The sequence below is a fragment of the Oleidesulfovibrio vietnamensis genome, from assembly GCF_055388115.1.
The window spans coordinates 950,034-967,815 of the sequence record NZ_AP042419.1 but is presented as its reverse complement, the minus strand read 5'-3'; the positions used below and the strand labels follow the sequence as shown (position 1 = coordinate 967,815).

19 protein-coding genes, 2 tRNA genes and 1 other RNA gene are annotated in these 17,782 nt (G+C 58.3%); 18 read left to right on the top strand and 4 right to left on the bottom strand.

The annotated features are described in order from the left end of the window. Positions 1-133 precede the first annotated feature (133 nt). The 5 genes from ACZ5D1_RS04110 to msrA all read left to right on the top strand — a co-directional run bounded on the left by ACZ5D1_RS04110 (position 134) and on the right by msrA (position 1,728). A tRNA-Ser gene (locus ACZ5D1_RS04110) sits at positions 134-225 on the top strand. 37 nt (positions 226-262) lie between these two features. Next, positions 263-358: signal recognition particle sRNA small type (ffs, locus tag ACZ5D1_RS04105), an RNA gene on the top strand. 137 nt (positions 359-495) lie between these two features. Next, positions 496-587: transfer RNA gene (locus tag ACZ5D1_RS04100), tRNA-Ser, on the top strand. A gap of 184 nt (positions 588-771) precedes the next feature. Beyond that, positions 772-1,221, top strand: coding sequence for a peptide-methionine (R)-S-oxide reductase MsrB (gene msrB, locus ACZ5D1_RS04095; protein WP_011367045.1), 450 nt, complete (start codon positions 772-774; stop codon positions 1,219-1,221). A 3-nt stretch (positions 1,222-1,224) separates the two neighbouring features. Next, positions 1,225-1,728 carry a peptide-methionine (S)-S-oxide reductase MsrA gene (gene msrA / locus ACZ5D1_RS04090; RefSeq protein ID WP_273238361.1) on the top strand — a complete coding sequence of 168 codons (504 nt, stop codon included), beginning with the start codon at positions 1,225-1,227 and terminating at the stop codon, positions 1,726-1,728. 7 nt (positions 1,729-1,735) lie between these two features. Here msrA and ACZ5D1_RS04085 read toward each other — a convergent pair whose 3' ends face one another. Then, positions 1,736-2,032 (bottom strand): hypothetical protein, encoded by a 297-nt coding sequence (locus ACZ5D1_RS04085; RefSeq protein WP_464555996.1) that lies wholly within the window; start codon positions 2,030-2,032, stop codon positions 1,736-1,738. After that, complete coding sequence (locus ACZ5D1_RS04080) at positions 2,029-2,355, bottom strand: hypothetical protein (RefSeq protein WP_011367042.1); 327 nt, start codon at positions 2,353-2,355, stop codon at positions 2,029-2,031. The genes ACZ5D1_RS04085 and ACZ5D1_RS04080 overlap by 4 nt, the downstream gene beginning before the upstream one ends. 120 nt (positions 2,356-2,475) lie before the next feature. Between ACZ5D1_RS04080 and ACZ5D1_RS04075 the strand changes: the two genes are divergently transcribed. Further along, positions 2,476-4,452 carry an alpha-amylase family glycosyl hydrolase gene (locus ACZ5D1_RS04075; RefSeq protein ID WP_464555995.1) on the top strand — a complete coding sequence of 659 codons (1,977 nt, stop codon included), beginning with the start codon at positions 2,476-2,478 and terminating at the stop codon, positions 4,450-4,452. A gap of 13 nt (positions 4,453-4,465) precedes the next feature. Here ACZ5D1_RS04075 and ACZ5D1_RS04070 read toward each other — a convergent pair whose 3' ends face one another. Then, positions 4,466-5,092 carry a methylated-DNA--[protein]-cysteine S-methyltransferase gene (locus tag ACZ5D1_RS04070; RefSeq protein WP_273194031.1) on the bottom strand — a complete coding sequence of 209 codons (627 nt, stop codon included), beginning with the start codon at positions 5,090-5,092 and terminating at the stop codon, positions 4,466-4,468. A gap of 101 nt (positions 5,093-5,193) precedes the next feature. Beyond that, positions 5,194-6,273: a TIGR01212 family radical SAM protein gene (locus ACZ5D1_RS04065; protein WP_464555993.1), complete on the bottom strand. Its 1,080-nt coding sequence runs from the start codon at positions 6,271-6,273 to the stop codon at positions 5,194-5,196. 97 nt (positions 6,274-6,370) lie between these two features. Between ACZ5D1_RS04065 and ACZ5D1_RS04060 the strand changes: the two genes are divergently transcribed. The 12 genes from ACZ5D1_RS04060 to atpD all read left to right on the top strand — a co-directional run bounded on the left by ACZ5D1_RS04060 (position 6,371) and on the right by atpD (position 17,774). Next, on the top strand, positions 6,371-7,411 hold the full coding sequence (locus ACZ5D1_RS04060; protein ID WP_011367038.1) for a rod shape-determining protein: 1,041 nt from the start codon (positions 6,371-6,373) through the stop codon (positions 7,409-7,411). After that, positions 7,407-8,306, top strand: coding sequence for a rod shape-determining protein MreC (mreC, locus tag ACZ5D1_RS04055; RefSeq protein WP_337955214.1), 900 nt, complete (start codon positions 7,407-7,409; stop codon positions 8,304-8,306). The genes ACZ5D1_RS04060 and mreC overlap by 5 nt, the downstream gene beginning before the upstream one ends. Positions 8,307-8,389: 83 nt before the next feature. Beyond that, entirely contained in the window at positions 8,390-8,854 is a 465-nt protein-coding gene (locus tag ACZ5D1_RS04050; protein ID WP_011367036.1) for a hypothetical protein, read from the top strand. Continuing rightward, the gene (gene mrdA, locus ACZ5D1_RS04045; protein ID WP_011367035.1) at positions 8,838-10,646 is read left to right on the top strand and encodes a penicillin-binding protein 2; all 1,809 of its coding nucleotides are present in this window, start codon (positions 8,838-8,840) and stop codon (positions 10,644-10,646) included. The genes ACZ5D1_RS04050 and mrdA overlap by 17 nt, the downstream gene beginning before the upstream one ends. Further along, a complete protein-coding gene (gene rodA, locus ACZ5D1_RS04040; RefSeq protein WP_011367034.1) occupies positions 10,643-11,758 on the top strand; it encodes a rod shape-determining protein RodA in 1,116 nt (371 codons plus the stop codon). Before mrdA ends, rodA begins: the two co-directional genes overlap by 4 nt. A gap of 66 nt (positions 11,759-11,824) precedes the next feature. Beyond that, positions 11,825-12,187 (top strand): bactofilin family protein, encoded by a 363-nt coding sequence (locus tag ACZ5D1_RS04035; protein WP_011367033.1) that lies wholly within the window; start codon positions 11,825-11,827, stop codon positions 12,185-12,187. Positions 12,188-12,368: 181 nt separating this feature from the next. After that, entirely contained in the window at positions 12,369-12,785 is a 417-nt protein-coding gene (locus ACZ5D1_RS04030) for an ATP synthase F0 subunit B (RefSeq protein WP_011367032.1), read from the top strand. A 32-nt stretch (positions 12,786-12,817) separates the two neighbouring features. After that, positions 12,818-13,396 carry a F0F1 ATP synthase subunit B gene (atpF, locus tag ACZ5D1_RS04025; RefSeq protein ID WP_011367031.1) on the top strand — a complete coding sequence of 193 codons (579 nt, stop codon included), beginning with the start codon at positions 12,818-12,820 and terminating at the stop codon, positions 13,394-13,396. Beyond that, on the top strand, positions 13,393-13,944 hold the full coding sequence (atpH, locus tag ACZ5D1_RS04020; protein WP_011367030.1) for an ATP synthase F1 subunit delta: 552 nt from the start codon (positions 13,393-13,395) through the stop codon (positions 13,942-13,944). Before atpF ends, atpH begins: the two co-directional genes overlap by 4 nt. Positions 13,945-13,948: 4 nt before the next feature. Beyond that, entirely contained in the window at positions 13,949-15,457 is a 1,509-nt protein-coding gene (gene atpA / locus ACZ5D1_RS04015; protein ID WP_011367029.1) for a F0F1 ATP synthase subunit alpha, read from the top strand. A 14-nt stretch (positions 15,458-15,471) separates the two neighbouring features. After that, positions 15,472-16,344 carry a F0F1 ATP synthase subunit gamma gene (locus ACZ5D1_RS04010; protein WP_011367028.1) on the top strand — a complete coding sequence of 291 codons (873 nt, stop codon included), beginning with the start codon at positions 15,472-15,474 and terminating at the stop codon, positions 16,342-16,344. Positions 16,345-16,361: 17 nt separating this feature from the next. Continuing rightward, a complete protein-coding gene (gene atpD / locus ACZ5D1_RS04005) occupies positions 16,362-17,774 on the top strand; it encodes a F0F1 ATP synthase subunit beta (protein WP_011367027.1) in 1,413 nt (470 codons plus the stop codon). The last annotated feature ends 8 nt before the right edge of the window (positions 17,775-17,782 follow it).

The following is a 17,782-nucleotide window of genomic DNA, read 5'->3' as shown; positions in this document are numbered from 1 at the left end:
CCGGCACGGACGACACAAGCCGTGCCGCCGTGCCGCCGCAGCCTTGCAACCAGTCATTTTACTGCTCATCCGGTCTCCGGGACATTTTTTACTTGCCTTGCCGGGCTGTCTCTGCTAGCTAACCCTCTCTTGCGGAGAGGTGTCCGAGCTGGCCGAAGGAGCACGATTGGAAATCGTGTGTACCTTAACAGGGTACCGAGAGTTCGAATCTCTCCCTCTCCGCCATTTTACGCTGCTGTGGCAGTTGTGTTTTTATAGAATTTCAAGAGAGCCGGGCGGCGGAAGCGCTGCCAATCCGGTCAGGCCCGAGAGGGAGCAGCCGTAACAGTTGTTTTCGGGTGCCCGGCTCCCTAAAGGGCGCAATGCTGTACAAGCCTTGCGCTCTTTTTTTATACCCTGCACCGGCGCAGCACGTGCATTGCACTCTTTTCATATCCGCAGGCATTTCCGCTTGCATTGCCTTCCGTATACTGCTAGATAGCACTCCGCATTCGCGGAGAGGTGTCCGAGCTGGCCGAAGGAGCACGATTGGAAATCGTGTGTACCTTAACAGGGTACCGAGAGTTCGAATCTCTCCCTCTCCGCCATTCTGCAATATTCAAGGGATCTTACGATCCCTTTTTTTATTGCCTGCGCTACACCGGCTGTTCCCCTGAACCAAGTGCCCTGCCTGCCCGTACCATTCTTTCCTCCTCGGATTCTGGACTTACCGACCCGCGTGCTTATTGCCATAGAGTATACGCATCACCCCTAGCACCGCAGGAGAATCCCATGCCGCAAAAATACCGCAAAACTCCGGAGGCACTGGCCGCACTGACAGATGAGCAGCGCAGGGTAACGCAGGAAAACGGCACTGAACGTCCGTTCAGCAACGCTTTTCACGACCACACCGCAGCAGGACTGTATGTGGACATCGTTTCCGGCGAACCGCTGTTTTCATCACTGGATAAATTTGATTCCGGCTGCGGGTGGCCCAGCTTCAGCAGACCTGTGGAACTGAATATAGTGGAGAAAAAAGATACAAGTCATGGTCTTGTCCGCACAGAAGTACGCTCGAAACATGCGGACAGTCATCTGGGACATGTGTTCACAGACGGGCCGGAGCATCTGACAGGCCTGCGGTACTGTATCAATTCAGCCGCACTGCGTTTTATTCCGGCGGACAAGCTGGAAGAGGAAGGGTACGGCGAATATGCACACCTTTTCACCACACGGGAGTAGCCCATGGAAACAGTAACCGAACGTGCAGTACTGGCCGGAGGATGCTTCTGGGGAATGCAGGAACTCATCAGAAAGCTGCCCGGCGTGCTTGCCACGCGCACCGGATACACCGGCGGCAGCGTGCCGAACGCGACATACAGAAACCACCACGGCCATGCGGAAGCCGTTGAAATCATCTTTGATCCTGCCGTGCTGTCTTACCGCAGTCTTCTGGAATACTTCTTCCGGATACATGACCCGACGACAGCGGACAGACAAGGCAATGATATCGGCAGTTCATACCGTTCGGCCGTTTTTCATACAACGCAGCAGCAGCGCGAAACAGCACTGGCAACCATCCGCGACATCAACGCCTCGGGCGTATGGCCTGCAGAGGTAGTGACACAGGTCGAACCCGTTTCCGATTTCTGGGAGGCCGAACCGGAGCATCAGGACTATCTGCAGCGTGTTCCGGGCGGATATACATGCCACTACGAACGCCGCGGCTGGGTGCTGCCGCCGCGCTGACCGCAGCTCAGAGCTCCGCAGGCGGCTTTGCGTCGCACAGCGCATACAGGCGTACGGTATTGCTGCGCGGAAATTCCTTATCAAGCAGCCTGCGGAGCAGTTTTTTCAATGCGGACAGAGAAACTTCCGTGAACTCGTGCCGCTCATACCCGTCCTGCACCACGTAAAAAGCATCATCGCCCGTACGCAGCACCTGCACAGACCTGTCACGTTTAAACGTGCGCATGTCCACCCCTTGTCCGCAAGGCAGTTTTTGCAGCCGGCGGAGCACTTCCTGCACGGCACCGGCTCTGTGCACCATCATGTCCCGAACCGCCCCGAACCGTGTCCCATGCGGTTCACATCGGCCAGCTCAAACGAATCAAGAGTGTACAGACGTATTTTATTGCTGCGCGGAAATTCGCGCTTGAGCAACGTCTTGAGCAGGCGCCGGATTTTGTCCGCACTCAGCCCTTCCCACATCTCTTCATGAAAGCCCCGCTCGACCACGGTAAAGCTGTCCGGTCCGGTTCTCACAATGGCCACTGAACGGTTGCGCTTATACGTGCGCATGTCCAGACACTGTCCGGTATCCAGCCTTTCCAGCCGCTCCATCACAGTAGGTATTACAGTCGTTTTGTCATTCATGGCTTCTGCATAATCAAGGTTATGTACCGCCACATGTGCCACAGGGCGGCATACGGTTCAAGCGGACGGCAGCCGCGCAGGCACATTGACTTTACCGGCCGCTGCCCGCATTCTGCGGTAATGCATACTCTCTTTGTACCGGCCCACGGGCCGCGCCGCCTGCCGGACGGCAGCTGGCTCTTCCGGCTGTGGACCACACGCCGCAAGCCCGCGGTACTTGTCATCGAAGCGCCCTGCCCACAGGAAATTCCCATGAAAGCGTGCGGAGGCGGCTGGCGGGAAGCCAGAACAGCCCCCATGCCCGCCGGTGCGCTCTACCGCATCCGGCTGGGGGACGAGCTGCTGGCAGACCCGGCTTCCGCCCATCAGCCGCAAGGTATTGACGGCCCTTCCATGACGGACGACCCGGCCGCTTTCATCTGGACCGACAGCGGTTTCGGTGCGGTAGCCATGCCTCACGCGGTCATCTACGAAATACATACCGGCACGTTCACCCCCGAAGGTACACTGGATGCCGCCGCCGGACGTCTGCCCCGCATTGCTGAACTGGGCGTGACCGCCGTGGAACTGATGCCCCTGACGGAAACAACCGGACGCTGGAACTGGGGCTATGACGGTGTATTTCCCTACAGTATCCATCACCGTGCGGGCGGTCCCGATGCACTGCGCCGCTTTGTGGATACGGCCCACGGGCTGGGTCTTTCAGTGTATGGCGACGTGGTGCTCAATCATCTGGGACCGGAGGGAAACAACCTGCCGAAATTCGGCCCCTACCTTTCCCGCCGGCACCACACTCCGTGGGGGGCCTGCCCTTCATTTGACGGAGCATCCGCTCAGGCCGTACGCCGTTATTTTCTGGACTGCTGTCTCAGACTCATGGCGCATTTTCATATGGACGGGCTGCGGCTGGACGCCACCCCGTATGTGCAGGACGATTCCGCAGAGCATATTCTCGCCGCACTCACGCGGGAAACGCAGGTGCTGGCCGCCGCCTCAGGCAGGCGGCTTCATATCATGGCGGAAAGCACCCGCAACGAAATACACCTGACCACACCACGCAGCGCCGGTGGCTACGGCATGGCCGCACAATGGAGTGACGACTTTCACCACGCAGTACATGCCCGGCTTACCGGCGAATCCTGCGGGTACTATGCGGCGTTCCACACCGCGCAAAACGCTGCAAAACCGGCACAGACCCCGCCTGCAGCAGGGCAGCAAGGCAAAGAAGCTCAGAGACGGTGCCCCCCGGCAGCGGCTGTCAGCCCTGTGGACGCGCTGGCAGAAATATTCGCCCGCGGCTGGTTCAGGCAGGGGCAGCTGTGCCCGTGGCGCAAGCAACCTTTCGGAGACCAGCCCCGCGGTCTGCAGCCTTCACAGGTCATCGTCTATCTGCAGAACCACGATGTCACGGGCAACCGTCCCTCGGGCGAGCGTCTGCACGCGCTCACCTGTCCTGCAGCCCGGCGCATGGCCGCTGCAGCCCTGCTGCTTTCACCTTTTGTTCCGCTGATTTTCATGGGAGAAGAATACGATGATCCGGCCCCCTTCCACTTTTTTGTGGATCACAGCCCGGAATTGAACCGGCAGGTGGCACAGGGCAGACGGCGCGAAGCAGCGGCCTTTGGCTGGGTGCCGTGCGCCACGGCACCGGAACCGCATTCACCGGCCGCTTTTGAAAACTCGCGGCTGTCATGGCGCCTGCAGGACACCCGGTATCATGCCACTGTCCGCGACCTGTACCGGCGGTGCATACGGCTGCGGCAGACCCTGCCCTCGCTGGACAGCCCTTCATTTGAGACTCTGTATGTAAGCAGACCCCATCCGCAGGTCATCTGCACCGGCAGAACCGACCCCGCGAGGATTTACAGCTCGTGGCTGCTGCTCAACTGCGGACCGCAGGCAGCCACGTTCAGCATTGACGCCGCCACGGCCCCGCTGGCCCGCCAGCAGGCGTGGAGTCAGGCACTGTGCACGGCCGACCGCCGCTGGCACAGTCCGCATACACAGGAAGATGAGGCAGACCTGCCCCACCGCTTTGCCGCGGGAACACACATACCGGTCACTCTGCCGCCGTGGTGTGCGCTGCTTCTGGCCTGACAGCCCGCTCCGCTTACAGTGAAGCCCCTTCCAGCTGCAGCAGATAGCGTTTCATATCTACGCCCGCACCCGTATACCCCACCATGGCCCCTTTGCTGCCCAGAACCCTGTGGCAGGGAATGACAAGCGGCCAGCGGTTGCGGGCCATTATCTGCCCCACCCCGCGGGCGGCTGCAGGGCGGCCGGCCATGGCGGCCAGTTGCCCGTATGTGACGGTACTGCCGGCGGGTACCTCGTGCCGCAGCGTTTCCAGCACCTTGCGGGCAAACGGGGTAAGTCCGCCCATGGGCAGAGCAACCTGTGGCCACTGCGTTCTGCCCTGCTGTACATAACTGTCCAGCGCCTCAAGCATGCGGCTGCCGGTGGCCGAAAGTTCCGCCGCACCGTTATGCATGCCGTCCGGCACGCTGCCGGAAAATGCCACGAGAGTACGGGGCAGCAGGTCGCCGGCTTCCGCGCCGGGCCGGGGCAGTTTTGCCCCCGTAAGCAGACCGCTTCCGTCAAGTCCTGCCGACCAGCGCAGCCCCACACGGGCAATACAGGGCTCCGCACAGGCGGGCCCGTCCGGCGCGCCATCAGGGCCGCTCCATTCAAGCAGCATGGCCAGCGGGCCGCTCACCAGTATCTCGACATCGTACATAGCCTACCCCCGTCGCGTTAACGGTTGCACACAAATCAGGTCCGCTTTGCGGCTTGTACCGTAAGGCACAGCGCCGCCGTCAGCAGCGGCCGTCGCAAAGCTCAGCCTGCCGCATTGCCGCAGCAGTGTTCCTCAACCGAACGGCGCCACCGGTCGTGCATGGCGGCCGGCAGCATGTGCTGCTGCGAAAACCATAACGGCGTACTGTGCGGCGCGTCTGCCCTGCACCCCTGCCACAGGCCGTTCTGCCGCATGACTGCCTCTATGCGGGCTATGACGCCGCGCTTGTCGGCACTCCATGCCGGGGCAAGCAGTTCGCCTTCCGCGGCGTCGCCTGTCAGACGGTGTATGACAACGCCGGCAGGCAGTACCGCCAGTCCGGAAGCGACCGCCTGCGCGTACTCTTCCATTTCCATGGGCCGGTATTCCCCGCTGCGCCACATCGCTGCCACGGCGGTATGTTCGGCCACATACAGGCCATGAAACTTTACGCCGGCCACCGGCAGGGCTGCCACATCGGCAACAGTCCGGGCAAAATCGGCACCGGTTTCGCCGGGCAGACCGGCTATCAGATGCGCACACACCTTGAGGCCCCGCTCATGCGCCATATGTACGGCTTTGACAAAGCAGGCAAAGTCGTGGCCTCTGTTTATGCGCCGCAGCGTGGCATCGCTGGAACTCTGCAGCCCCAGTTCAAGCCATACCTCCGCTCCGGCCTTGCCGCAAATGCCCTGCGGCTGTATACCCGAAGCAGCAAGCGCCGCATCGATGCGCCCGATACTACGGGCTATCCGGTCAAGGCGCTGCTCGTCAAGGCAGTCAGGGCGGGTGCCTATGCCCGCTCCTACAACACCGGTGAACCCTTCGATTTGAGAAAGTACGCCCTCAAGCTTTTCCAGCGGGCCATACGTGTTGGAAAATGACTGCAAATAGGCTATGTATAGCCCCGACTTGTGGCGAGGCCCGTAAATGCCTTGCCAATGTGCCCATTGCTCCGGCAGGGTAAGACCCTTGCGGGCCAGTCCCGATCCGGATCCGCCGGGATTGCAGAACACGCATCCGCTGTGTGACAGGGTTCCGTCGCGGTTGGGACAGGTGAACCCCGCATCGAGAGGAATTTTTTGAATACGCGCCCCGTAGCGGTGGCGCCAGTACGAAGAAAGCTGGTAATATCTGTTCATCGGGTTTCCAGTTGACAAGTCGGACAATTTGGAAGCACACGCTGTTGACCAGAAACTGATTACGCATCCATCCCCCCCGAGGCAAGCGAGACCATACATGTCTAAAGCAATCGATTTTATGCTGGGTATGTTTTCCAACGACCTGGCTATAGACCTGGGCACCGCGAACACCTGCGTCTATGTGAAAGGACAAGGCATCGTTCTGCGCGAGCCTTCCGTTGTCGCCGTAAAAAAAGATAACCGCGGCGGCAATGTCGTTCTTGCCGTCGGGCATGACGCCAAACGCATGCTGGGCCGCACCCCCGGCAACATACAGGCCATCCGTCCCATGAAAGACGGCGTCATTGCCGACTTTGAAATTACCGAAGCCATGCTTCGCCATTTCATTTCCAAAGTGCACAACTCGCGCCGTCTGGTGCGTCCGCGCATCATCATCTGCGTGCCCACGGGCATAACACAGGTGGAAAAACGCGCGGTAAAGGAATCGGCCCAGAGTGCCGGCGCACGCGAAGTCTACCTCATCGAGGAACCCATGGCAGCCGCCATCGGCGCCAATCTGCCCATTCAGGAGCCCACCTCCAACATGGTGGTGGACATCGGCGGCGGCACCACGGAAGTGGCTGTCATCTCGCTTTCCGGCGTGGTGTATTCGCGTTCCGTGCGCGTGGGCGGCGATAAAATGGATGAAGCCATCATGACGCACGTCAAACGCAAGTACAACATGCTCATAGGCGAATCCACATCCGAAGAAATCAAGATCAAGACCGGTTCGGCCTACCCCATGGACCCCGAGCAGCAGCTCGAGGTTAAAGGACGCGATCTTGTGACAGGTATTCCCCAGAATATCACCATAACCTCGGAAGAGGTACGCAAGGCAATATCCGAACAGGTGGACTCCATAGTGCAGGCAGTGCGTGTGGCGCTGGAACAGACCCCGCCGGAACTGGCAGCGGACATAGTGGACCGCGGCATAGTGCTGACCGGCGGCGGCGCCCTGCTCAAGGGGCTTGACCAGCTGCTGCGCGAAGAGACATCGCTGCCCATCACCGTGGTGGACGATCCTCTTTCCACCGTTGTTGTGGGTACCGGCAAAGCGCTGGACAATCTGGACATCCTGAAGGAGGTCGCAATCGATTAACGTTTCGCCCAAACGCATTCTGGCCGTACTTTTTGCTGTGCTTTTCGCGTATCTGGGTTTGTACACATGGAACCTGCGGACCGGTGTTCTTGACAATGCCGCTTCGCACACGGGGCTTGAGTTTGCAGGGGCCGTTCTGAAACCGGGCGAATGGGTTCACCGAAGCGCCGTGGATTTCTGGGAACAGTATCTGTACCTGGTCGATGTACGCCAGCAGAACGAACGCCTGGCAGCTCAGGTGAAAGATCTTTCATTTGAACTGGCAAAGGCACGAGAAGAACAGCAGGAACTTTTACGGCTGCGCGCCCTTAACGGTTTTTCCGCTCCTGCGGAGTGGGAACGGGTGGGAGCCCGCATCATTGCCCAGCGCCTCGGTTCCGAAGCCGCTCTTGACAGCATTATGCTGAACAAGGGCTACCTTCAGGGAGCAGGTTCCAACACTCCCGTGGTGACACACAAGGGAGTTGTGGGCAGAATCATGCGGGCAGGGCCTTTCACGGCCACGGTGCAGCTTATCACCGACCCCGCCAGCCGTATTGCCGTGCTCGGTTCAGCAAGCCGCACACCGGGCATTCTGATGGGCACAGGGGCCCGCTCGGAACTTGTTCTGCGGTTTGTTCCGCTCAATGCGCAGCTGGAAGAAGGCGAAACGCTCATAACTTCCGGACTGGCGGGCGCCTATCCCAAAGGCCTGCCCGTGGCGCGCATAGTGCGTATTGAACATTCCGATATCTCACTCTTTCAGACCGTGCACGCGGTTCCGCTGGCCGGCATAGACCGGCTGGAAGAAGTGCTGCTGCTGCAACGCCCGGCAGGACCGCATGCCGCGTTTCACGCAGTGGAAACGCCCCCGCAGGCCGGAGCGCATACAGCGCACGCCAACGCCACGCGCTAGCGCCTGCACCGGACGATACTTGTGCCGCCCCTCCGCGGGGCGGCACCGTTTTGACCCGCAAACACCGCAAGAGAACTCGGACAATGCGCAATGTTATCTGGTGGCTTGTGTACGCTGCAGCCGCCATATGGGCTCAGAAGCTGGTTCCCGGCATCGATTTTCTGCTGCCGGGGCTCATCATTGCGCTGCAGGAAGAACGCCCCATCCAGACATTCTGGATCATCATCTGTTTTTCACTGATTCAGGAAGGCAGCGGAACCATGTCATTCGGCCCCGCCGTGGGACAGTATCTGGGTGCCGCAGTACTGGTGCAGGCAGGACGCTGGCTTTTCGAGGCCAGAAACATTTCTTTTGTTCTGCTGCTGTCCGCCGGTCTGGGGCTGACACACTTCGGCATGATTTCCGTCATGGCCATGCTGCAGGATATATCCCTCATCCAGAGTCGCCTTATGCACGAAAGCATTATACAGGCTCTTGTCATCCCGCCCTGCTGGCTGCTGGTCATGCAGGCCAGAAAAAGGTTCGCCCCCGATGAAAGTCCAGCTTGATTCGGAAGGCTTCCAGCCCCCGCGTTCAGGGCTCATGCTGCTTCAGGGGCTTGTGGCGCTTATCTTTCTGGTTTTTGCGCTGCGCTTCTGGTATCTGCAGATACACAAAGGTGAAGATTACGCACGTCTGGCCAGTGACAACCGTCTGCGGCAGGAACAGATGTACGCGCCGCGCGGATTGCTGCGTGACAGATACGGCATGCTGCTGGCAGAAAACCGTCCGGCCTACGGTCTGGGACTGGTGCGTGAAGACTGCCACGACATTCCCTCCACACTGGCCCAGATAAGCCAGTGGACCGGTATTGACCTGACGGAGATAACTCAGCGCTACGAACGCGACAAACGCAAGGTTAAATCCTTCGAGCCGCTCATCCTTGTTCCGGATATTTCCTTTGAGCTGCTGGCCGCGGTAGAGGCCAATATAAACCGCTGGCCCGGTCTGGAGATAATTGTCCGGCCGCGGCGCTATTATCCTTCGGGGCCGGAACTGGCACACCTGCTGGGCTATGTGAGCGAAGCAGACGAAAAACAGTTGCAGCAGCGTCCCGAACTGGCGCTGGGCGACACTGTGGGCAAACAGGGACTGGAACTGGTTTTAGAAGACCGGCTGCGCGGCCAGAAGGGTCTGCGTCAGATGGAAGTGGATGTGGTGGGCCGCGACCTGACTCACCACATACTGCGGGCCCCTCAGGCCGGTGAAAACATCAACCTGACCATTGATCTGGCCCTGCAGCACAAGGCGTTTGAAATGCTTGAAGGCCAGTCGGGCTGCATTGTGGTGCTTGATCCCGACACAGGTCAGCTGCATGCGCTGGTCACCGCGCCGGCCTTTGACAACAACGCCTTCGCCCGTGGTCTGACCGGCAAGGAATGGGCAGAACTGCGCGACAACCCGCGCCACCCCATGCAGAACAGAGTCATCCAGTCCGTATATCCGCCCGCCTCCATCTGGAAGCTGCTCATGGCCGGTCTGGTGCTGGAAGACAAAGTGGTCGACCCCAAGGAGACTGTTTTCTGCAACGGACGCTATCCCATGGGCAACCGCGTGTTCCGCTGCTGGAAAAAATGGGGACACGGGCACACCGACCTGCACAAGGCGCTTGTGGAATCGTGCGATGTCTATTTTTACGATGTGGCCGACAAAATCGGCATCGACCGCATTGCGGAATTTGCCAAGGCTTCCGGATTCGGCGAACTGACCGGCATAGACCTGCCCCATGAGCGTTCGGGGCTGGTACCTTCGCGGGAATGGAAACGTAAACGCTTCGGCGAGGTATGGCACCGCGGCGAAACGCTCAATATTTCGATCGGTCAGGGGTTCACTCTGGTCACTCCTCTGCAGATAGCACGCTTTATCGGCGCCCTGCTCAACGGCGGCAAATTGCTTAAACCACAGATTCTCGTGGACGAAAAGCCGCTGGTGCAGCATGAAATTCCCATCGGGGCCGATGCGCGCAAAGTCATCCTGAAAGCCATGGTCGATACCGTTGACGCTCCGCGGGGCACGGCGCGCAGGCTTCGCAGACCCGACGCCGTCATCGGCGGCAAAACGGGCACGGCGCAGGTGGTGCGCATTGTGGGCGAAGAGCGCCGCAAAAAAGAAGAAATGGAATACTGGGAACGCGACCACGCATGGATGGCCGCATGGGGCCAGAAAGACGATAAACGCTACGTGATTGTGGTCATGGTGGAACACGGCGGCGGTGGCAGCAGCACCGCAGGCCCCATTGTGAAAGGACTTTTCGACTACCTCTTCGGCGTGCCCGGAGAAGCGGGAGCTGACAGCCAATGAGTCCCATAGACAGACGCATTCTGACTCATATGAACTGGGGGCTCATCGCCATGACGCTGCTGCTTTTCGGCGTGGGCGTGGCCAACCTGTATTCGGCATCGGGGTTCCGCGTGGACGACGGCATCGCTGTCTCCTCATTCTACAGCAAACAGCTTCTGTGGGGGGCTGTGGGCATGGGCGGCATGCTGGCCGTCATGCTTTTCGACTACCGCCACCTTAAAAGTCTGGCGTGGCCTGTATTCATTGTCACAGTGCTGCTGCTGGTGGCCGTTCCGCTTTTCGGCGTAACGGTTTACGGCGCCAAGCGCTGGCTTTCCTTTGGTTTTTTCAACCTGCAGCCCAGCGAACTGGCAAAAATCAGCACGCTGATCATCGCCGCAAGACTGCTTTCCCGCGGGGGCGAACCGCTGGACTGGGGTGAACTTTTCAAAATACTGGGTATATGCCTTATTCCGGCAGCCCTCATTGTCACCCAGCCGGACCTCGGCACCACCCTCAACGTGCTGCTCAACGTGGGCGGAGTCATACTGTACCGCGGCATTGCGCGGCATGTTTTCAAAACCTGCATCATCGCCCTGCCTCCGCTCATTCCGCTGGGCTGGTTTGTGCTGCACGACTATCAGAAACAGCGCATACTCACATTTCTCGATCCCGGACGCGATCCGCTGGGAGCCGGTTACCACATCATCCAGTCGCAGATAGCCATCGGTTCCGGACAGATATGGGGCAAGGGTTTTCTGGGCGGCACCCAGTCACAATTGCGCTTTCTGCCCGAAAAGCATACAGACTTTGCTGTGGCGGTTTTCGGCGAAGAGTGGGGATTCATCGGCAACATGATTCTGCTGGGTCTGTTCTGCCTGTTCCTGCTGGCCATATTCAACTCCGCCCGCGATGCAAAAGACCGTTTCGGCAGCTTTCTGTGCGCCGGCGTGTTTTTTTATTTTTTCTGGCAAATTCTTATAAATATGGGCATGGTGGTCGGGCTGATGCCTGTGGTGGGTATCCCCCTGCCTTTCATCAGCTACGGCGGCAGCGCCACTATCGTCAATTTCTGTCTGATAGGTCTGGTGCTGAACGTCTCCATGCGCCGCTTTGTCTTTAAAGCATCATGAGCCGCATCATGAAAAGGGCTGCTGAACATGCCTCTTTTTTCGCGATCCAGTAAGGAGCATGCACGAATGTCGAAAGATGAAATCAACGCCTTTTTGGGCGCGGGAACCGTATACAACGGAAAGCTGGACTTTCAGGGCTCTGTCCGCATCGACGGAGCCTTTACCGGAGAAATCCGCTCGCAGGGCACACTGATTGTCGGCAAGGACGCCGACCTGCAGGGCCAGATTCAGGTGGGCCAGATAATCGTGAGCGGCAAGGTGCAGGGTACTGTCACCGCCGGCAAAAAAGCCGTGCTGCACCGGACGGCCACCGTCATGGGCACCCTTAACACACCGTCACTTGTCATAGAGGAAGGTGCGGTGCTGCAGGGCGACGTTGTGATGAAAGCCACAGACTCCGGTACTCCACCCGAGACTGCAGACCAGTAGACAAAGGGCCGCACAGCGGCCCTTTTGAATATGAATAAACTGATAAAACAAACAGTTAAATTCAAGAAATTTTTCACAAGCACTCACAAATTTCCAAAAAAGGCTTTGACACAATGGGTTATATTGGCTAAACCCATCGTGACTTTGAGCTTAAATTCACAACCTCACCAAGGGAGCAGGCATGATCAATTTAGACTTCACCTTACTGATTCAGTTGGTGAACTTTCTTGTCACGCTCCTGGTGCTGAATGCTCTCCTTATCCGGCCAATTAGGGAGATCATCAAGCAGCGGGCTGACAAGATGTCGGGGCTGGTGGGCGACACCGAGGGTTTCCTTGATGCTGCCAACCAGAAGCTCAGCAACTATGAGACCGCCCTGTCTGAAGCAAGACGCAATGCATCCGCAGTGCGCGACGCCCAGAAAGAGCAGGGTCTCGCCAGGGAGCAGGAGCTTGTCACAGCAGCCTCCGAGGAGGCACAGGCCATCCTGCAAGCTTCCCGTAAGCAGGTTGCCAAGGATGTACAAGAGGCTATGGAAACGCTGAAAGGGCAAGTGGGCGCCCTGGCGGAAAAGGCCACTGCCAAGGTCCTCGGGTAACACTTACGGCGAAAGTGAAGGAGGGTTCGGCTTTGAAAGGGCTGAGAAAACTGTTGTTAGTTCTTGGCGTGATGCTCCTGGCCACGGGCGTTGCGCTGGCAGCCGGCGGTGAAGCCGCTTCCGGGGAACACCATTACGATTGGACCAACCTCGGATTCAGGCTTGCCAACTTTGCGATATTCATCGCAATCATCTACTACGCGGCCGGCAAGAAGCTTATTGCTTTCTTCGGCGGCCGACGCAAAGGAATCGAGCAGGAACTCAACGATCTGGAAACGCGCAAAACCGATGCCAAGAAACAGCTTGGCGACGTTGAAAAGCGTATCGCGGATCTCGAAAATGAGCGCAAAGCCATTATCGCAGAGTATCAGGCTCAGGGTGAGGCGCTGAAGGCGGCCATCATCAGCAAGGCGGAGACCTCCGCCAGACAAATCGTTGAACAAGCCAAAAAGTCCGCAGAAAACGAAGTCAAGTACGCCAAGGACGCCATGCGCGAAGAACTGGCGGACATGATTGTTGATGCGACCGAAAAGCTGCTCAAAGAACGGCTGGACGGTAAAGAGCAGGAAAAGCTCATTGACAAGTACTTAACAAAGGTGGTGCTCAATTGACCGGCAACATCGCAGCTCGTAGGTATGCAAGGGCGCTTTTTGCCATAGGGCAGAAGCAGGGGCTTGCCGAACTCGATGCTTTCGGTTCCGAGCTCTCCGCCGTTGCTAAGGCCGTGGAGGAATCTCCCGCGCTTGCCAGACTCTTCCGCAACCCGCTCTTCAGCATTGAAGAGAAGCGTGCGGTTCTGGCCAAGCTTTTACAAGCCGCCGGGGCAGGCCAGACTGTCAGCAACTTCTGCAACCTGCTTGCAGACAAGGGCAGACTGGCAGACCTGCCGGACATCAACGCGTTTTACAGTCTTCTGCTTGATGCCGAAAAAGGCATCATCCGCGGCGAGCTGGTTACCGCCATCAAACTGGCCAAGGCCAAGCGTGATGCGGTGAAAGAACAGCTTGAAAAGCAGGCCGGACAGAAGATTGAGCTGAACTTCAGCGTAGACAAGGATATCCTTGGCGGCGTCGTGCTGAAGGTCGGCGACCGTGTTCTTGATGCCAGCCTGCGCGCACAGCTGGGCATTCTGAAGGATAACATCAAGAGGGGTGAGTAGGGCCATGCAGATTAAGACCGAAGAAATCAGCCAGATCATCGAATCGCAGATTCAGAATTACGAACAGCGAGTCGAGATGAGCGAAACCGGTACCGTGCTTTACGTCGGTGACGGTATTGCACGCGTTTACGGTGTTCGCAACGCCATGGCCATGGAACTGCTGGAATTTCCCGGCGGGCTCATGGGTATGGTGCTGAACCTTGAAGAAGACAACGTCGGTGTGGCCCTGCTGGGTCCGGATACCGACATTAAAGAAGGTGACCCGGTAAAGCGTACCGGCAAAATCTTCTCCGTGCCGGTGGGCGATGCGGTCATGGGCCGTGTTCTCAACCCCCTCGGCCAGCCCATTGACGGCGAAGGACCGGTTGACTCCAAAGAATTCCGTCCTGTTGAACTTAAGGCTCCCGGCATCATCGCCCGTAAGTCCGTGCACGAACCCATGCCCACCGGCATCAAGGCTATCGACGCCATGACGCCCATCGGCCGCGGTCAGCGCGAACTTGTCATCGGCGACCGTCAGACCGGTAAGACCGCCGTCTGCATCGACGCCATTCTGGCGCAGAAAAACACCGACATCCACTGCTTCTACGTGGCCATCGGTCAGAAGCGTTCCACTGTTGCTCTGGTGGCAGACACGCTGAAAAAACACGGCGCGATGGAATACACCACCATCATCTCCGCCACCGCTTCCGAACCGGCTCCGCTTCAGTTCATCGCCGCCTATGCCGGCTGTGCCATGGCTGAATACTACCGCGACAGCGGCAAGCATGCGCTCATCGTTTACGATGACCTTTCCAAGCAGGCTACCGCCTACCGCCAGATGTCGCTGCTGCTGCGCCGTCCTCCCGGACGTGAAGCTTTCCCCGGCGACGTTTTCTACCTGCACTCGCGGCTGCTTGAACGTGCCGCAAAAGTGAACGACAGCCTGGGTGCCGGTTCGCTTACCGCCCTGCCCATCATTGAAACGCAGGCCGGTGACGTTTCCGCCTACATCCCGACCAACGTTATCTCCATTACCGACGGTCAGGTGTACCTCGAACCCAACCTGTTCAACGCCGGTATCCGTCCTGCCATCAACGTCGGTCTGTCAGTTTCCCGAGTGGGCGGCGCTGCACAGATCAAGGCAATGAAGCAGGTTGCAGGTACCATGCGTCTTGACCTTGCCCAGTACCGCGAACTGGCAGCTTTTGCCCAGTTCGGTTCTGACCTTGACAAGGCAACGCAGGCAAAGCTGAACCGTGGCGCACGCCTGGTCGAACTGCTCAAGCAGCCCCAGTACCAGCCCATGCCGTTCAACGAGCAGGTAGCTTCCATGTACGCGGCAACCCGTGGCTTCATGGACGATGTGCCTGTGGCATCCATCCGCAAGTTCGAAGCTGAGTACATTGAGTTCCTGCGGGACGCCAAGGGTGACATACTGAAAGATCTTGACGAGAAAAAGGCCATTGACAACGACATCGAAGGACGCATGAAAGCGGCTCTCGAAGAGTTCAAAAAAGGCTTCACCGCCTAACCGCGGGGGGTAATATGCCTTCTTTGAAAGATGTCCAACTGAAAATCGCCGGTGTGAAGAAGACAAAACAGATCACCAAAGCGATGAACATGGTGGCCTCGGCCAAGCTGCGCGGCGCCCAGACACGCATAGAACGTTTCAGACCTTATGCTGCAAAGTTCTATGAGATGCTCGGTGACCTTGCTTCGCAGGCCGACTCGTCTGCCCACCCGCTGCTGGAAAAGCGTGAAGAGGTGAATACCTGCGGTATCATTCTCGCCACGTCGGACCGCGGCCTGTGCGGCAGCTTCAACGTCAACCTGATCAACGACGCGCTGCGGCTGGCACGTGAAAAAGCCAGCGCCGGTAAAACCGTAAAGTTTTACTGCGTTGGAAAAAAAGCACGCGATGCCGTACGCAAGTCCGAATTCGAGATAGTCAAGGAACTTGTGGGTCAGATGAACGCATTTGACTTCACCATGGCAAACTCGATCGGACTGGACGTCATTCATGCGTACCTGACTGGTGAGCTGGACGAAGTCGTAATGATTTACGGCGAATTCCAGAGCATGGTCAGGCAGGTCCCCCAGCGTCTCCAGCTGCTTCCCATGGCTGCCGCCAAGGAAGAAGAGGTGGCTGCTCCGTCAAAAGAGTACACCTACGAGCCCGCTGTCGAAGGATTGCTTGCCGAGCTTCTGCCCCGCTTCATCAAGGTGCAGATCTACCGCGGCCTTCTGGACACATCGGCCAGTGAACACGCTGCACGGATGACTGCCATGGACAACGCCACGCGGAGCTGCGACGACATGATCAGTTCCCTGACGCTGCTCTACAACAAGACCAGACAGGCGGCGATCACGCGAGACCTTATGGATATCGTCGGCGGCGCTGAAGCCCTGAAAGGATAAAAGGGAGCTTAAGAGGTATGAGTAACATAGGCAAGATCACTCAGGTCATCGGCGCCGTTGTCGACGTCGAGTTTGCCGATGGCAACCTTCCTAACATTCTGAACGCGTTGGTCATTAAAAACCCCAACAACGCTGACTGCCCCGAGCTTATCTGCGAAGTGGCACAGCATCTGGGTGACAACGTTGTTCGCACAATCGCCATGGACGCGACCGAAGGTCTTGTCCGCGGCATGGAAGTGACCGATACTGGCAACCCCATCATGGTGCCCGTGGGCAGCGCCTCTCTGGGCCGCATCATGAACGTTGTGGGCCGTCCTGTGGACGAAATGGGCGACATAGACGCGGCGAAAAGCCTTCCCATTCACCGTCCCGCACCCGAATTCAACGAGCAGAACACCAATGTTGAACTGCTTGAAACCGGCATCAAGGTTGTTGACCTGCTGATTCCCTTCCCCAAGGGCGGCAAAATGGGTCTCTTCGGCGGTGCAGGCGTGGGTAAAACCGTTATTCTGATGGAAATGATCAACAACATTGCAAAACAGCACGGCGGTATTTCCGTGTTTGCAGGTGTTGGTGAGCGTACCCGTGAAGGTAACGACCTGTACCACGAAATGAAGGACGCCGGCGTTCTGGAAAAAGCCGCACTTGTGTACGGCCAGATGAACGAACCTCCGGGAGCACGTGCACGTGTTGCACTGACTGCACTGGCCTGCGCGGAATACTTCCGTGACGAAGAAAATCAGGACGTGCTGCTCTTTGTTGACAATATATTCCGCTTTACGCAGGCAGGTTCGGAAGTGTCCGCACTGCTCGGCCGTATGCCTTCCGCGGTGGGTTACCAGCCCACGCTGGGCACCGACCTTGGCGGCCTGCAGGAACGCATCACCTCCACCACCAAGGGTTCCATCACCTCGGTGCAGGCTGTTTACGTTCCCGCGGACGACCTTACCGACCCCGCGCCTGCAACCACGTTCTCGCACCTTGACGGAACGCTCGTGCTTTCGCGTCAGATTGCAGAACTCGGCATCTACCCTGCGGTTGACCCGCTGGACTCCACTTCGCGTATTCTCGACCCCAACGTTGTTGGTGCCGAACACTACAGCGTGGCACGTGAAGTTCAGATGGTGCTGCAGAAGTACAAAGACCTGCAGGACATCATTGCCATTCTGGGTATGGACGAACTGTCGGACGAGGACAAGCAGACCGTTGCGCGCGCACGCCGCATCCAGCGTTTCCTCTCTCAGCCGTTCCACGTGGCAGAAGTGTTCACCGGCACCCCTGGTGTGTATGTAAAGCTGGAAGAGACCATCAAGGCCTTCCGCGGCATTCTGAACGGTGAATACGACCACCTGGCTGAAAACGACTTCTACATGGTCGGCGGTATCGAAATGGCCGTGGAGCGTTATAACCAGCGTCAGCAAGCCGCGTAAGGAGCTGA

What these genes read in the sequence shown, in the direction of transcription:
- msrB (WP_011367045.1), top strand. Translation starts at nt 772, where the DNA reads ATGCCGCAAAAATACCGCAAAACTCCGGAGGCACTGGCCGCACTGACA.
- ACZ5D1_RS04080 (WP_011367042.1), bottom strand. Translation starts at nt 2,355, where the DNA reads ATGAATGACAAAACGACTGTAATACCTACTGTGATGGAGCGGCTGGAA.
- rodA (WP_011367034.1), top strand. Translation starts at nt 10,643, where the DNA reads ATGAGTCCCATAGACAGACGCATTCTGACTCATATGAACTGGGGGCTC.
- ACZ5D1_RS04010 (WP_011367028.1), top strand. Translation starts at nt 15,472, where the DNA reads ATGCCTTCTTTGAAAGATGTCCAACTGAAAATCGCCGGTGTGAAGAAG.
- ACZ5D1_RS04085 (WP_464555996.1), bottom strand. Translation starts at nt 2,032, where the DNA reads ATGATGGTGCACAGAGCCGGTGCCGTGCAGGAAGTGCTCCGCCGGCTG.
- ACZ5D1_RS04075 (WP_464555995.1), top strand. Translation starts at nt 2,476, where the DNA reads ATGCATACTCTCTTTGTACCGGCCCACGGGCCGCGCCGCCTGCCGGAC.
- atpD (WP_011367027.1), top strand. Translation starts at nt 16,362, where the DNA reads ATGAGTAACATAGGCAAGATCACTCAGGTCATCGGCGCCGTTGTCGAC.
- msrA (WP_273238361.1), top strand. Translation starts at nt 1,225, where the DNA reads ATGGAAACAGTAACCGAACGTGCAGTACTGGCCGGAGGATGCTTCTGG.
- mrdA (WP_011367035.1), top strand. Translation starts at nt 8,838, where the DNA reads ATGAAAGTCCAGCTTGATTCGGAAGGCTTCCAGCCCCCGCGTTCAGGG.
- ACZ5D1_RS04070 (WP_273194031.1), bottom strand. Translation starts at nt 5,092, where the DNA reads ATGTACGATGTCGAGATACTGGTGAGCGGCCCGCTGGCCATGCTGCTT.
- ACZ5D1_RS04060 (WP_011367038.1), top strand. Translation starts at nt 6,371, where the DNA reads ATGTCTAAAGCAATCGATTTTATGCTGGGTATGTTTTCCAACGACCTG.
- ACZ5D1_RS04035 (WP_011367033.1), top strand. Translation starts at nt 11,825, where the DNA reads ATGTCGAAAGATGAAATCAACGCCTTTTTGGGCGCGGGAACCGTATAC.
- ACZ5D1_RS04050 (WP_011367036.1), top strand. Translation starts at nt 8,390, where the DNA reads ATGCGCAATGTTATCTGGTGGCTTGTGTACGCTGCAGCCGCCATATGG.
- ACZ5D1_RS04030 (WP_011367032.1), top strand. Translation starts at nt 12,369, where the DNA reads ATGATCAATTTAGACTTCACCTTACTGATTCAGTTGGTGAACTTTCTT.
- atpA (WP_011367029.1), top strand. Translation starts at nt 13,949, where the DNA reads ATGCAGATTAAGACCGAAGAAATCAGCCAGATCATCGAATCGCAGATT.
- ACZ5D1_RS04065 (WP_464555993.1), bottom strand. Translation starts at nt 6,273, where the DNA reads ATGAACAGATATTACCAGCTTTCTTCGTACTGGCGCCACCGCTACGGG.